Raw genomic sequence first — 15,632 nt, 5'->3', positions numbered from 1 at the left:
CCGAAGGGCACTACGGATTTAAGAATAGAAGAGCGTCTCCGACTCGCTTTTAGGTATTGAGTTATAAACTCAATCTTATTAAAAAATCCGTAGAGACGCTACGCTTAACTCTACGGACAGTATCTAGTGATTTTATCGTCAAAAGCCGCTTATCCTTAGTGTTCCGAAGGGCATGGATTTCAGCATAGAAGAGAGTCTCTGACTCGCTTTATAATCATAGAGTTACAAGCTCAATCTCTCAGCAATCCGTAGAGACGCTACAGATGGTATCTTAAAACAAAACAGGCCGCTAAAAGCGGCCCGTTTTAAATATAATGGTGTTTGCCTGTTATTTAAACTCAATTAAGAACTCTTCTTTAGGGGAACGTACCTTTTTAAGGTTTACCAACCAATCGCCGGCTTCATCTCTGTTTCCTAATGGCAATAGGGTAACACTTTTTAAGCCTTTTTTATCTAAACCTAAAAGTTCATCTAAAGCAGGGCCGTTAAAGCCTTCCATTGGGGTAGCATCTACTTTTAACAAAGCTGCTTCTGCAATAGCGATACCGAAACCGATATACGCCTGACGGGCTGCATGGTTAAAGTTTTCTTCAGCGGTTCTGGATAAGATCATACCTTTTAATTGTGCTTTGTAAGCATCGGTTCCACTTTCAGGTAAACCACGCTCAGCATTCATTCTGCTAAAAACAGCATCAATACCTTCTTCTGTATAGTTTTCATTGGCTGCGAAAATCAATAGGTGAGAAGAATCGATCACCTGCGATTGGTTATAAGCAATCGGTGCGATTTTCTCTTTTAACTCCTGGTTGGTTACCACAATTACTTTAAATGGCTGTAAGCCAGAGGATGTTGGAGCCAAATGTGCTGCAGCAATAATTTTATCAACTTTTTCTTGTTCAACAGGTTGACCGTTCATTTTCTTAACGGCATAACGCCAGTTTAGGGCATCTATTAAGCTCATATTTTTGAAGATTTTTTTTAAATTTTATGAAGCAAATATGGAGATAAGGAATAAACCTATTGTTGATGTATGATAAGAAAAAAAATAACGGGTAATTCAATCGTTATTTAGAGCAGGAATCCGTCGTTATAATTGAAGGCAGATTATAACGTGTACCATTTCCTGAGCTTATTTCAGGATCTTTCTGGCAGCATGGTTGGTGGTATTTCGCCGATATAGAATAAATTCAGAAAGAAATCTATTAAAATTAGGAAATGATTAGCCTGTGGTTCTTGGTAACTTCAGTCCCGCTTTGCATTACAAGTCCTCGCTACGCTGTGGGCTTTTCATTACAATCCGGGTTTAGAAACAGAGGTTTGTGCACCCTGCAGCCCCACAAATGAAATGCTACTGTGGCCATCTAGCCCCGGTTGAGCAATACCCTGCAGCAACGAGGTACGAGGAAGCGAAGCGTATAAGCGTAAAACGGGAAGAAACTTATTGTTTTGCACAGGGATTGCGCTCCAAATTGAAATTAGTATTTTAAAATTAGGAAATGATTAGCCTGTGGTTCTTGGTAACTTCAGTCCCGCTTTGCATTACAAGTCCTCGCTACGCTGTGGGCTTTTCATTGCAATCGGGTTTAGGAACAAGGGTTTGTGTACCCTGCAACCTCAAAAATGAAAAACTGTTTTGGCCCAATAGCCCCGGTTGAAGTGTTACCCTGCAGCAACGAGGCACGAGGAAGCAAAGCGTAAAAGCGAAAAACGGGAAGAAACTTATTGTTTTGCACAGGCATTGCGCTCCAAATAAAAAATCATTAAACGACAATCGAAGGCGCGATTTTTTCCATCGCCATGGTTCGTGTTTTCACGCACCATAAAATCGTAATTAAGCCTTAAGGAACAAACCTTAAATCGCTGCGTACCGGAAAGTGGTCTGATAATTTGGCCTTGGTAATTTTATAATTTAACACCTCAAGTTCCTTAGAAGTAGCAATATAATCGATCTGAAAATTAGGGAATTTACCATTATAGGTTTTTCCGAGGCCATTGCCCTTTTTAATAAAACTATTATTTAAGCCAGCTGTAATTTGGGTAACTACGTACGATGCTGGTGTATCGTTAAAATCGCCTGCAATAAGGTAAGGTGTTTTACAGGTGGCCATTTCTTTTTTCATAATATCTACCTGACCGCTACGTTTAAAAAAGGCACTTTTCAGCATTCTTAAAATCCGTTTAGATGGCTGCAGTTCTGTATTCATTTCCTTAACCTTATCTAAATATTCGTAATCTTGTTTTTCGAAAGAAATTGATTGAAAATGTACATTATAAACCCTTAGCGTTTTTCCTTTAATGTTTAGATCAGTATAAATACTCATATTACCAGGGAAACCTTCAACAAAAGGAATTTTACCGGAATTTTTAATCGGAAATTTAGAAAATATGGCTAAGCCTGTGGCTTCGTAATCGTTTTTATTGGTGGGCACGAAATAGTAATATTTCGTATTTAGTAGGGCCTTCAGGCTATCAACAGTATCAAATGCACCCTTATAGCGGGTAAAAAACTCCTGGAAACAAATAATATCAGGATTTTGGTCTTTTACCACCTGAAGCATTTTTTCTTTAACCGATTCGGTATTGTCTTCGCCATATAGTTTAAAACTGTGCACATTGTAAGTCATCATTCTGATGCTGTTATCTGCTTTTTCAGCGCCGCCTTCATCGCCACCAATGGCAAAAGTTGCTTTTAAAGTTTTAGCACCGAGTGCAATAACCAGAATGGTAGCGATTGCAAAAATCCATTTTTTGCTTAAAAACCACCAAACCAAGAAAATAATATTAACGAATAGGACAAAGGGGTAGGCAAGCCCGAAAAAAGCAATAATGGCATGTTTTCTTGGATCCATATTTCCGGCCAGAACTCCCAAAAGCAAAGCTATTGCCAACATAACGGCAATAGGCAAGAGGAGTTTATCCATGAAATTATATTTCTTCTTTTTTGTGGCCATTAATCTTTACTCGCCTTAAATAATTTCTCTTTTTCTGCTGCTGTTAATTTATCGTATCCTGAGGTTGATATTTTGTCTAAAATGGCATCTATTTCCTGTTGAGAAACGCCTCCCTTAAACTCGGGCTTTTTAACCGGCTTTTCGTTGCGAACCACTTTTAGTTTTGGTTTGCGCTCAAACAGTTTGCTCCAGTCGCTTCCGCTTTGCAGGCGTTTAATAAAAATAAAACCAACCAGGGCACCTCCTATATGCGCTAAACTTCCGCCTGCATTTACCGAACCGATGGCTAGAAAGTCGAGCACAAAATAAACAATGGCAATCCATTTTATTTTAACCTCACCAAAAAAAAGCAGCATGATGCTGTAATTGGGTACCAGTGTTGCAGCAGCAACAATAATGGCCATTACAGCGGCTGATGCTCCTACAATAGTTACACTTGCTAGTCCATTGGCATAAAGCGGAAATATATTTAATACAGCAACGGCAAATAAACCACCAAAAAGACCGCCCGCCAGGTATACAAAGTGGAACTGACGGCTTTTTAAAAAATTCATGAATATGTTGCCGAACCAAAATAAGCCGAGCATATTAAACAAGATGTGAAGAATCCCATCATGGATAAACATGTAGGTAAATAGGGTATAAAATCGTTCGGGCAGTTTTGAAATACTGGCGGGTAAACCTAAATAATCGCTAACAAATAGACCAACAATATCACCTTGGCCACTAAGCCTGCTAAATAGCCCAATAACAGCGATAACCAGAAACAAAAGTACGTTAACACCAATGTAAAAGAATATTGGATTGCCCGATTGAAAAACCTTGTATTTTAAATCTTTGAAAGTATTATTCATAGAGTGTATAAAATGTATCGTTTTTGTCTTTCCATATTTTAACAAGTATAAAGCCGATTAAAGCACCACCAAGGTGGGCATAATGGGCAATAGAATCGCCTTCAAACTGGGCAACACCCAAAGATAACTCTACTAAAATATAAATTGGTATAATATATTTGGCTTTTACCGGAACCGGAATAAACATAATGAGTAATTCGGCATTTGGATAAAGCATGCCAAAGGCAACCAATAAGCCGAAAATAGCGCCAGAGGCACCAACCATGCCGCCAAAATAGATGCTTCGAAGCGTAACCGCTTGTGCCATTGAAAGTTGTTGTGTGTTAAACTCACCCTGAAATAATGCGGTAAGGTTTATCTTTCCATTATTGGTGGCACTACCAATAATCTGGTGTACTTCGTAAGCCTGTACAGCCCACTGTAATGCTAGTGCACCCAATCCGGTAATGAAATAAAAGATAATAAACTTTTTGCCACCCCATCTCGATTCTAACAAACTTCCGAAAGAATATAATGCAAACATGTTAAAAAAGATGTGTGCAATACCGCCGTGCATAAACATATAGCTAATCGGCTGCCATATTTCAAACTTAGGAGAATCAAAATAATATACCGCTAAGCGATCATCAAGGTGGAGCGTTGTGAGCAGGTAGCTAGCTACGAAAAATAAGATGTTAATAATCAGTAGATTTTTTACTACTGGTGGAATATATATGTTATTCATTTAATTTTTTTCTTGTTTTTAAGCGGCAAAGTTTAATCTTCCATTGTTTTCCCTAAACCCTAAACCCTAAACCCTAAACCCTAAACCCTAAACCCTAAATCTACTTCTCAAACTTCTTATCCAGCTCCGCCAAGGTAATGGTTTGGATAATCGGTTTACCGCTCACGCTAAAGTTAGGTGTTTTACAGGCAAAAAGCTCATCAATCAAAGTATTCATTTCTTCCTGGCCAAGGCTTGTTCCGGCTTTAATGGCACTATTTTTTGCTAAACTTCTGGCAAGGCTATCGCGTTTGCTTAATTTTAGTTCCTGCTGTGAGTTTTTAAAGCCTTCAATCAATTGTTCAAATAATTGCGTTTCGTTAATATTACTGCTACCCAGATCAACCGGAACACCTTCTACTACCAACGTATTTTTCCCAAATTCCCGTACATCGAAGCCCAAACTTTTTATATCGTCCAGTAAACTTTTGGCCAGTTCAAAATCATGGGCATTAAGTGTAATGGTTTGCGGAAATAAACTCTGCTGCGATGCGCCTTTGCGGTCATCCAGATGTACGAGAAAACGTTCGTAAAGGATTCGTTCATGTGCCATTTGCTGATCGATCACCATTAACCCTGATTTGATCTGCGAAACAATATAGCGGTTATGCAATTGCATGTACTGCTTCTGCTTGGTTTCTAAAACAGTTTCATCAGCATAAATAGAGGTTTGCGCTACAATTGGCTGTTCTGTTATTTCATAAAGCGACCCCCAGTTTTTAGCACTCGGTTTGGCTTCATAATTTCTTGATGAAGTCGCATATCCCGAAGTAGAACTACTATCACTGGCAAAAGGATTAAAATCAGGGTTGAAATTAATGCTCGGTGGTATAATATCTTCTACCGCTTTATGGGTAATCATATTGCTAAAACCAGTTTCCTGATCAAAATCTAAGGTTGGTGCAATATTATACCGACCAATGGAACGTTTTACAGCCGATTTCATGATTGCATAAATAGATTTTTCATCCAGATATTTAATCTCTGTTTTAGTAGGATGTACGTTTACATCGATTTTCGACGGGTCTATCTCTATAAACAATACATATAGCGGGTAACTGTCGTCGGGCAATAACTCTTCGAAAGCAGAGCTTACCGCATGGTTTAAATAAGGATCTTTAATAAAACGGTTATTCACAAAAAAGAATTGCTCGCCCCTGGTTTTTTTTGCAAAAGCAGGTTTACCAATATATCCTTTAAGGTTAATAATAGTCGTTTCTTCTTCAACAGGAACCAAACGTTCGTTGTAGTTGTTGCCAAAAAGGTGGACAATACGCTGTTTTAAATTGCCTTTTGGCAGGTTAAAAATCTCGGTTCCATCGTGATGCAGACTAAAAAAAACACCCGGATGCGCCAATGCTACCCGTTGAAATTCATCCAGAATGTGGCGCATTTCAACCGGATTACTTTTAAGAAAGTTTCTCCTGGCGGGGGTATTAAAAAACAGGTTTTTAATCGAAATCTGTGTTCCGGGCGAAGTAGCTACCGGTTCCTGATTGGTTACCTGTGCACCTTCAATAGAAATGCAAGTGCCAATTTCGTCTTCATGCCTGCGGGTTTTCATTTCTACCTGCGCAATGGCCGCAATAGAAGCCATGGCCTCGCCGCGGAAACCCATGGTACGGATGGCAAATAAATCTTCGGCTTTTTTTACCTTCGATGTAGCATGGCGTTCGAAACACATTCTGGCATCGGTAACACTCATTCCACAGCCATTATCAATAATCTGAATTAATGCTTTCCCAGCATCTTTTACTACCAGTTGTATTTTATCTGCGCCGGCATCTATCGAATTTTCGAGCAATTCTTTTACCGCAGAAGCAGGTCGTTGAACAACTTCTCCGGCAGCAATTTGATTGGCAACAGCATCAGGCAATAAGTGAATAATATCAGTCATGTATTAGGGCAAAGTGAATGCGCTAAATTATGCAAAATAAGCTTAAAGAACCCGATTTGTTTAAAACTCAACATGTAAATGACTGTTGGTAAATAGAATTACTTTGTTGGTCTTCATTGCAAAGAACAGTTTATATAAATTAATCCTGTATCGCTTTTTTTGAAAAGCAGGTTCCTGCGCCAATCGGTTCTGGTAGTCCCGCTGTACGCTGTATCTTTTAGCCTGCCATCCTGAGCGGAGTCGAAAGGCAGCCAAAAAAGATGCCGCTCCCATCTGGTTTATTTCACTTAGGCCAGTCGTCATAAATGCAGCAATCCATTCACTGGTTTATTAAGAGTCGTCCTCGGGATCCGATAGCTAGCGGATTTGTTTCAGCATCGCTTACCTCGGCCTGTGTCCTCACGGATAGAAAAAGATATTATTGAGATAGGCAGGATACAAAAATGATAATCTATTAGTCTATGAGGCAGTGACCACGGATTAAGACTAATTCCGTGTATGCATGGCAAAATAATTCTTTATACAGATTCCTTTCTGTAAAACCGAATTTACAAGCCCAAATGCTTTCAATTTTCTATCTTTATCGATATGAAATCCATTTTATACAGCCTTTTTTTTATTCTGCTGCTCACTTCCTGCACCAAAAAGGAAAAAGTTGATGTAATTGTTTTCAACGCAAAGGTTTATACTGTTAATAGTAAATTTGATACGGTTGAGGCCTTCGCTGTGAGGAATGGTAAAATTCTGGCCCTTGGCAAAAGTGATGATATTCAAACCAAATATGCTGGCAAAGAAGAAATCAATGCAGAAGGCAAAACCGTTTATCCAGGTTTTATAGATGCGCATGCTCATTTTTACGGTTATGGCAAAAGTTTGCAAACGGCCGATTTAAGAGAAACAAAATCGTGGGATGAAGTGCTTGCTCGCCTAAGCGATTTTGCTAAAACGCACCCTGAGGGTTGGTTAATTGGTAATGGCTGGGACCAAAACGATTGGGACAATAAAGCTTTCCCTACCAATGAACAGTTAACAATACTTTTTCCAGGTCGCCCTGTATTTTTAAACCGGATTGATGGGCACGCGGCCATTGCTAACCAAAAAGCGTTAGATGATGCCGGCATTAAAGGTGAGCAGAAATTGGTAGGTGGCGATATGCTAACCCAAAATGGAAAGCTCACCGGTGTGTTAATCGATAACGCCGTAGCTTTAGTAGCGCGTAAAATCCCTTCACCAGATGCTAAACTGGCCGAAAAAATATTTATAGATGCACAGAAAAACTGTTTCGCTGCTGGTTTAACCACTATTGATGATTGCGGCTTAAGTTACCAGGCTGTTGAATTCATCGAGAAACTGCAAAAAGAAAACAAACTGAAAATGAGGCTCTATGTAATGCTTTCAGACGAGCCTGATAATTATAAATATCTTTTTAGTCGCGGGCCGATCAAAACCGATCGGTTAAATGTCCGGGCATTTAAAGTTTATGCCGATGGTGCTTTAGGTTCGCGTGGTGCCTGCCTGTTGCATCCTTATAGCGATATGCCTAACAAAACTGGTTTTCTATTGAGCGATCAGCAACATTTTGAAGAAGTAGCTGCAAAAATTGCTGCCAATCATTTCCAGATGTGTACTCATGCCATCGGCGATTCGGCGAATCGGGTAATCCTGAATATTTACAATAAAATCTTAAAGGGGAAAAACGATAAACGCTGGCGTATTGAACATGCACAGGTGGTGAATGCCAGCGATTTTGACCTGTTCGGAAAAGCCAGCATTGTTCCATCGGTTCAGCCTACGCATGCCACTTCTGATATGTATTGGGCAGGACAGCGTTTGGGTGCTGAAAGGTTAAAAAGTGCCTATGCTTACAAACAATTGTTAAAACAAAACGGTTGGATTCCATTGGGTACCGATTTCCCGGTAGAAAACATTAATCCATTATTAACGTTTTATGCAGCAACAGTGAGAGCAGATGCAAAAGGTTTTCCAGAGGGGGGCTTCCAGAGGGAAAATGCTTTAACGCCAGAAGAAGCCTTACGCGGAATGACCATTTGGGCCGCCAAAGCTAATTTTGAAGAACATGAAAAGGGCAGCTTGGAGAAAGGCAAATTAGCCGATTTTGTTATGCTCGATTACGATATTTTAAAATCAATACCACAAAAAATATTAAAAACCAAAGTCTTAAAAACCTATTTGAACGGAGAAAAAGTATATGAAGCGAAATAGATTGTATATCCTGGCTGCGGCGAGTTTTTTTAATGTTTTATGCTTAATGGCCTGCGCACAGGAGCATACCACAAATGAGAAAAAACTGGCTATTGCCAATGCCATTTCAAACACAACCGTATTATTAAATAACCAAGATGCTATTATCCCGCTAAAATCACTTGAAAAGAAAAATATCGCTTCTGTTAGCCTGAGTTTTGCCTATAGTAATGTGTTCGATAGTCTGGCCAATAAATATGATAAAATTACTTCATTTTCTGCCGATTCTTATAAAGATAGCTTGAATCTGAATGATTTAGAAGATGATCTAAAATATTTCAATACAATTTTAATCAGTATCGACGATCAGAATGTTAACAAAGCTAAATACATCAATTTTATCAACAGCATCAGTAAGAATAAGCAGGTAATTATTTCTTTTTTTGGTAACGGGCCAGGTTTAAAATCATTTGATCTGTTGCAATCGCCGATTATATGGACGGCACAGAACAATGCTGATGCCGCTGCGATTGTTCCTCAGTATATTTTTGGTGGCATTGCCGCTGTGAATAAGTTAAGCACAGCCTTTTCTGCCCGTTATACGATGGGTTCTGGCTTTGTGACCACCGCTACCCGCTTAAAATATACAGTACCCGAAGATGCGGGAATCAACTCCAATAATTTAAAAGAAATTGATGCCATTGCTTCCGAAGCGATAACACAGAAAGCAACCCCGGGATTGGTGGTTTTGGTAGCGAAAGATGGTAAAGTTATTTTTAATAAGGCTTATGGTACGCATACCTACGATACCAATGTGCCCGATAAGGTAACAGATATTTTTGATCTGGCCTCGGTAACCAAGGTAACAGCAACCACACCTGCAGTAATGCGTTTATTTGAAGAAGGAAAACTAAAACTAGATACCAATATTGGTGCTTATATCCCGAAAGCACGTACCACACCTATGAACAATATTCAGGTGCGGGAAGTGATGTTGCACCAGGCAGGTTTTATCCCTTATATTCCTTTTCACGATTATATTAAAACAGGCGATTATAGCAGAGATTCATCTGCGGCCTATCCAACCAAAGTAGCCGATAACTATTATATTAAAAAAGGCTTTTTTAAAGATTTTATGTGGCCTAAAATGCTCAATTCGCCCATTAAAACACGTGGTAAATATGTATACAGCGATATCAGTATGTATGTGATGAAAGATATTGTAGAGCACATCAGCGAAGAGCCGTTAAATCAATATACTTACGAGAATTTTTATAAACCACTTGGCATGCAAACGGCAGGTTTCTTGCCGCGGAACCGTTTTAAACCGGAGCAGATTATTCCTACCGAAGATGATAAATATTTTAGAAAAACCCTGCTTGTAGGTTATGTGCATGATCAGGGTGCCGCTTTAGCAGGCGGAGTTTCAGGTCATGCTGGTTTGTTTGCCAGTGCCAACGATCTGGCTATTATTTATCAGATGCTTTTAAACCGCGGAACTTATGGCGGTGTAGAATACTTCAAAAATTCGACAGTAGATATGTTTACTTCGAAACAATCGAATGTTAGTCGTAGGGGTTTAGGTTTCGATCGTTGGGATCCGGATACCACTAAACATTACCCGTCTGAACTGGCTTCGCCACAAACTTATGGCCATACGGGTTATACCGGAACCTGTGTTTGGGTAGATCCATCCCGAGGTTTGGTTTATGTATTTTTATCTAACCGTGTTAATCCTACCGTTACGGATAAACTATCGAACTTAAAAATTAGGGGTAGAATTCAGGACGTGGTAAATAAGGCTATTGATGAATCGAAGAAATAAACCTGTAAAATTAAAAGACCATTAAGAAGTGAAGGGCATTAAGGTAGGTTGAATTAAGACGCTATGGTAATTTGGGTAGATACAAATGGCTTCCAGTTTAAGTCGCTAATTTTGAGGCCTGTAATAGGCATCAAAAAGCTTATTTCTGAATTTATAATTAGGATCGTATTTTCTTTCAATTTAAAAAAGGCCTCTGCATTTGGGTAGGCTTTCAAGAATTGTGATTGAGTAGCCTGTATTTGATAGGGCAGGTGTTTGCTAGAGAGTTAATAGCTCTTACGCTAAAGATTTAGAATCAGCTTATAAATTACCGTTTTAAGTTCTTCGTTATCACGATCTTCACAGAGCAGGAAAATTGCACTATGCTCGTTTTGGCTAAGCAAAGTAATGCCTTCAAATTTATGTTTGCCCGAAATTTTATTGCTGAAGGTTAGCTTCAAAGTCTGCAGGTTAATACTGCCAATAAAACTGCCCAGAATTTTGCCATCGGCATAAGTCGATTTGGTATCTTCGGCGGTAGCAATAAAAAATATTTCATTTTTTACCAATAGAGCATCGGTAAAAGAGGATTCAACATGATCAATATTTGGAAGCTTAAAAGGATTGAACTTAGCTTGTTTAATTTTGGCTAAATCAGCTTCCTGAATATTAAATATACCATTCTTTGCATTAATCCCATTGCCTCGGTTAAAAAGTAGCCACTCATTGCCTGTAAAGGTTGCGCCTTCGAGGTTAAAGTTCTGATCATCTATTTTGGAAATAGATTTAAGCAAGGAATAAGTTTCAGTTAGATCCTTTTGAAAAACTTTTTGCGTTTTCAGGTCGAATTCGATCATCAGGTTTCTTTTGGACGTAGAGCCCGAGCCTAAAATGTAGAGCTTGTTGTTATGCTGGCAAAGGATTTCGAAATCGGGTTTTAAGGGTTTAGGGATATTTTCTAACTGATCGAGCGTTTTATCAAATAAAATCTGAATTTTACGTAGCTTTTTGGTTTTGATGTTATATTCGTTCAAGTGGCCACTATTATCGCCAATGATATACAGTAAATCTTCGTGAAGGAACAGACCCGAAGCAGAACCGACGCCATCAATCTCGGCGAAAACTTCTAAAATTGTTGCGTGCATAATTGAAAATAGCAAAAAAGCACCGGTTTTGGCCGATGCTTTTATTTTTTTTACGGTTCGCGAAGGACTCATGACTAAGGACTCACGACTCCGAACTACTTCTTCAATCCAATTTCTCTCAATCTTTCATCCAAATATTCACCAGCTGTCATATCGCTATAAGCTTTAGGGTGTTCAGCATCAATGGTTGATGGTAAACTAGTTAAATCCATGTCGCTACGTGGGTGTAAGAAAAAAGGAACAGAGAAACGTGAAGTTTTCATCAACTCACGGGGTGGGTTTACCACTCTATGTGTCGTCGATTTTAATTTATTGTTGGTTAAACGCTGTAACATATCGCCAACATTTACAACGATATCAGTATGATGTGCTTTAATTGGTAACCACTCATTGCTGCGGGTTAACACTTCTAAACCATCTGCACTGGCACCGATTAATAAAGTAATCAGGTTAATATCTTCATGGGCACCTGCGCGTACCGCGTCATCAGGAATGGTTTCAGGGTTTTCGATCGGGAAGTAGTGGATACCCCTTAAAATAGAATTTCCGTTATGGACATGTTTGTCGAAATAATTGATTGGTAATTCTAAGTAAGTTGCAATGGCACGCAATAAATGCGTCCCATTTTCTTCCAGTTTTTTATAGATTTCGCCTGTTACTTTGTTGAATTCTGGTAATTCCTCTAAAATCTCGTTATCAGGATATTCATTTTTAACCGGATCGCCATCAGTCACTTCCTGCCCGATTTGCCAAAATTCTTTTAAATCTGGTGTTTTGGCACCTTTAGCCGTTTCTTTGCCCGCGCTGGTATAACCGCGTTGCCCGGCTAGCTCTGGTTTCTCGTATTTCCTTTTGGTTTCAACGGGTAACGAAAAGGCTGCTTTAATGTTTTCGTAAAGTTTATCAATTAATTCCTGACTTAAGCCATGGTTGGTAATGGTAACAAAACCCGAATCGTTAAAAGCTCTGCCCAATTCATCAGAAAATTTTTTACGGTCTTCTGCTGAGCCATTGATGTAAGAGCCTAAATCTAAACAAGGAATATACGGTGTAGACATAATTTTATATTTAATGTTGTACGAATTTAAAAAGAATTGTTAATAACTGCATTTTGGTTGGGTATTATGTATTTAACGAATTAATATAGAGATTTTTAAGTTATTAACAAAATTGCAAATCAATATGATGTCTGATTGTCACACCAAATCCATTATAATTTATACGCAAACTAGGCTTTGTTTAATTTCGTATAATTAACTAGAAAATAATGCAGCTGGCCTGTAAGGTAAATGGGTTATTTGCGACTAATAAAATAAATGAACACAAAATGAGACCATCGTGATTTGCCATCTCAACAATTAGATAAAAAATCATGATAGCTTCATTACAGTTAAAAACAAATAAACACACAATGAAAAAAATAATATTAATTCTATTGTCGGTGTTGGCTTTAAACCAGGCCAATGCACAGCCTAAAAAAACAGAAAAGGCCACATTTGGTATGGGCTGCTTTTGGTGTACCGAGGCCATATTTCAAAGGTTAAAAGGTGTAGTGTCGGTAAAATCGGGTTACGAAGGCGGTACATTAAGCAATCCAACTTACGAAGAAGTGTGCACTGGTGCTACCGGGCATGCAGAGGTTTTGGAAATTACCTATAACCCCATGGTGATTTCTTACGATGATTTGTTAGAAGTTTTTTGGAAAAGCCACGATCCAACTACCTTAAACCGCCAGGGCGCCGATAGCGGTACCCAATACCGTTCAGTTGTTTTTTATCACACGGCTGAGCAAAAAGCTTTGGCAGAAAAGTATAAGGCAGAGTTGAATAAAACCAATGCTTATGGCAAAAAAGTGGTAACAGCAATTGAAGCGGCCAAACCATTTTATATTGCAGAAAATTACCATCAGAATTATTTTAACAAAAACGGAAGTGAGCCTTATTGCAGATTGGTGATTCAACCCAAAATAGAGAAACTGGAAAAAATATTTAAAGCGAAGCTTAAAAACTGATAAGCGTGCTTGACTAGCCCTGCAATAAACATTGCAGGGCTTTTTGTTATCTTAGGAATTTAAACTTCCATTTATGGTAAAAAGAATAGTGCTTAATATCGATACCCAAAAAATTGCTGATGCAACCAGTTTTTATAAAGATATTTTGGGGCTTGATCTGCTAATGGATCATGGTTGGATTGCCACTTATGGGGCGACAGGACAAAAAATGGATGTGCAGATCAGTTTTGCTTCCGAAGGCGGATCGGGTACCCCAACACCAGACTTATCCATCGAAGTTGAAAATGTTGATGAAATATTGGAAAAGGTGAAAGCCGCCGGATTTCCGATCGAATACGGTCCAACTGATGAACCATGGGGCGTTAGGCGGTTTTATACCAGAGATCCTTTTGGGAAACTGATTAATATTTTAAGTCATCTCGATTAATTCCCGAATCCTTCCGCTTATGAATTTGTCCTCCTGAGTAGATGCTAAAATTTATCTGTGTGTATCCTTTTATCCGTGGTTAAACTTACCATTAGTTCAAAAAACCTTTAGCTTTTTCGAGCAGTTCGCTGCCTTTCTTGCCAATCTCTTTTTCCCCTTTTTCTATAGTTGAAGGTTGAGTATACTCACTCACCGAATTGGAAAGCGCTTTAAACTTGCCTATGCCAGCAAATACTTCTTCGGTATAAGGAACACCCTGCTGTTTCATCAGTTTTTTCCAGTCTATTTTCGAGAGTACCGCAATCATGTATTTGGTGGCAATTTTACCGATAAATGCTTTGTCGTATATATTGGTTAAAGCCTTGTCTGACTCGCGGTCTTTTACATAAACCATAGTTTGTTGCAGTGCTTCGCGTTCGCTGTTAGAGAATAATGAGCTTTTGCTCAGCTTTTCCAATGCCGGAAGTGATTTCTCGGGCTGCTCTTTCTTTAAATTTAAATAAGCGGTTATTCCCCAAACCAGTTCGTTTTGGATGCCGAGTTTGTTCATGTCGTTTAAGAAAGCCTCAAAATCTTCGAGCGATCTTTCTTCATCAATTTTTCGCTCCATTCTCATTCGGTCGAAACCTCTAAAAAGATAGTTCATGCTATGGAAAGCCAAATGTGTCTGCTCATCGTTTAAACGGCTCCAGCCAAAAAATGATTTGGTATAGGGGAGTGGGATTTTCTCGTTTTTTTCCAGCCATTTAATGTTTCTCGAAAGGCCATCTTCAGATAAATAAAACAGGTTGTTGCTAAAAAACAAGAAACCGCGCACAAATTCTAAAAGTGTTTTAATTTCGCAATCATCAAGCAGTTCTGGTTGGGTTTTAGCACATTCATATAATGCAAAAGGTTGCCCTAAATCTCTGGTGGCCAGTACAGCCATGCTTAAAATGGCATGTTCTATATTTTGATAGTAGGCCTTGTTTGCATCCTTAAAAAATGGTTGAGGCGTTTTTACGCCCGTTTTCATCGCGATAAAACCGGCGGTAAGCAATGGAAAAACATCTTCATCGGTTTCTTTTACAAATTGTTTAACCGATCGATATTCTTTATATACCATCAGGGCATCGATTACTGAAATATTTTCGCTGTTGTGTGCGTTTACTTTGTTCAGGTTTCTGACAACACTTTGTGCCTGTTTGCTGAATTTCTGATACTCGGGTTGGGTGGTATCTTGAACGGCAGTTGAACGGACAGCTATTTTTGCAAATTTATAAAATGTGATTTTATCATAATTGATGTTTTCTGCTAGTTTCTTTTTGTCAAGTTCGAGTAAAAGCTGGTCGGTTTTTTCGCCAGAACAGGAAGCTAAAAATAGGACAGCGCAAAATAAAATTAAATTCTTCATGAGATATGTTTAAACAAATAGATGTATAAAACTAACATTTTAGGAAAGGAAAAAATGAAAAATGCAGATTCTTTTAAAATATAGTCTTTTAGCATATTTCCTAATTATCGAAATTTAAATTTTTTTGAGATTTTAAAAGTAAAATGATAAATTTTTAAAAGAAATAGATGTCGCGGTTAGCAAAT

The 15,632-nt window shown here is 38.6% G+C and carries 12 protein-coding genes; 4 read left to right on the top strand and 8 right to left on the bottom strand.

Annotated elements, in window-relative coordinates:
• Positions 1 to 328: 328 nt before the first annotated feature.
• The 5 genes from FHT21_RS22990 to mutL all read right to left on the bottom strand — a co-directional run bounded on the left by FHT21_RS22990 (position 329) and on the right by mutL (position 6,465).
• On the bottom strand, positions 329 to 961 hold the full coding sequence (locus FHT21_RS22990; protein ID WP_167297046.1) for a nitroreductase family protein: 633 nt from the start codon (positions 959 to 961) through the stop codon (positions 329 to 331).
• Between the two features lie 877 nt (positions 962 to 1,838).
• Entirely contained in the window at positions 1,839 to 2,921 is a 1,083-nt protein-coding gene (locus FHT21_RS22985; RefSeq protein ID WP_243854079.1) for an endonuclease/exonuclease/phosphatase family protein, read from the bottom strand.
• A gap of 29 nt (positions 2,922 to 2,950) precedes the next feature.
• Positions 2,951 to 3,805 (bottom strand): rhomboid family intramembrane serine protease, encoded by an 855-nt coding sequence (locus FHT21_RS22980; protein WP_167297044.1) that lies wholly within the window; start codon positions 3,803 to 3,805, stop codon positions 2,951 to 2,953.
• The gene (locus tag FHT21_RS22975; RefSeq protein ID WP_167297043.1) at positions 3,798 to 4,529 is read right to left on the bottom strand and encodes a rhomboid family intramembrane serine protease; all 732 of its coding nucleotides are present in this window, start codon (positions 4,527 to 4,529) and stop codon (positions 3,798 to 3,800) included. The genes FHT21_RS22980 and FHT21_RS22975 overlap by 8 nt, the downstream gene beginning before the upstream one ends.
• A gap of 100 nt (positions 4,530 to 4,629) precedes the next feature.
• On the bottom strand, positions 4,630 to 6,465 hold the full coding sequence (gene mutL, locus FHT21_RS22970) for a DNA mismatch repair endonuclease MutL (protein WP_167297042.1): 1,836 nt from the start codon (positions 6,463 to 6,465) through the stop codon (positions 4,630 to 4,632).
• A gap of 588 nt (positions 6,466 to 7,053) precedes the next feature.
• Here mutL and FHT21_RS22965 point away from each other — a divergent pair.
• Entirely contained in the window at positions 7,054 to 8,688 is a 1,635-nt protein-coding gene (locus FHT21_RS22965; RefSeq protein ID WP_167297041.1) for an amidohydrolase, read from the top strand.
• A complete protein-coding gene (locus FHT21_RS22960) occupies positions 8,675 to 10,492 on the top strand; it encodes a serine hydrolase (RefSeq protein WP_167297040.1) in 1,818 nt (605 codons plus the stop codon). Before FHT21_RS22965 ends, FHT21_RS22960 begins: the two co-directional genes overlap by 14 nt.
• Positions 10,493 to 10,773: 281 nt before the next feature.
• Here FHT21_RS22960 and FHT21_RS22955 read toward each other — a convergent pair whose 3' ends face one another.
• Together FHT21_RS22955 and FHT21_RS22950 are read right to left on the bottom strand one after the other, a co-directional pair.
• Positions 10,774 to 11,688, bottom strand: coding sequence for a hypothetical protein (locus tag FHT21_RS22955; protein WP_208399020.1), 915 nt, complete (start codon positions 11,686 to 11,688; stop codon positions 10,774 to 10,776).
• Between the two features lie 23 nt (positions 11,689 to 11,711).
• A complete protein-coding gene (locus tag FHT21_RS22950; protein ID WP_167297039.1) occupies positions 11,712 to 12,674 on the bottom strand; it encodes an isopenicillin N synthase family oxygenase in 963 nt (320 codons plus the stop codon).
• Between the two features lie 353 nt (positions 12,675 to 13,027).
• Between FHT21_RS22950 and msrA the strand changes: the two genes are divergently transcribed.
• Both msrA and FHT21_RS22940 read left to right on the top strand, forming a co-directional pair.
• Positions 13,028 to 13,627 (top strand): peptide-methionine (S)-S-oxide reductase MsrA, encoded by a 600-nt coding sequence (gene msrA / locus FHT21_RS22945; RefSeq protein WP_167297038.1) that lies wholly within the window; start codon positions 13,028 to 13,030, stop codon positions 13,625 to 13,627.
• A 73-nt stretch (positions 13,628 to 13,700) separates the two neighbouring features.
• Entirely contained in the window at positions 13,701 to 14,054 is a 354-nt protein-coding gene (locus FHT21_RS22940; protein ID WP_167297037.1) for a VOC family protein, read from the top strand.
• A 91-nt stretch (positions 14,055 to 14,145) separates the two neighbouring features.
• Here FHT21_RS22940 and FHT21_RS22935 read toward each other — a convergent pair whose 3' ends face one another.
• A complete protein-coding gene (locus FHT21_RS22935; RefSeq protein ID WP_167297036.1) occupies positions 14,146 to 15,447 on the bottom strand; it encodes a short-chain dehydrogenase in 1,302 nt (433 codons plus the stop codon).
• Positions 15,448 to 15,632: the final 185 nt, after the last annotated feature.

The organism is Pedobacter sp. SG908, assembly GCF_011759615.1.
In the GTDB taxonomy this organism is placed as follows: domain Bacteria; phylum Bacteroidota; class Bacteroidia; order Sphingobacteriales; family Sphingobacteriaceae; genus Pedobacter; species Pedobacter riviphilus.
This window is presented reverse-complemented; position numbering and strand designations above follow the sequence as displayed.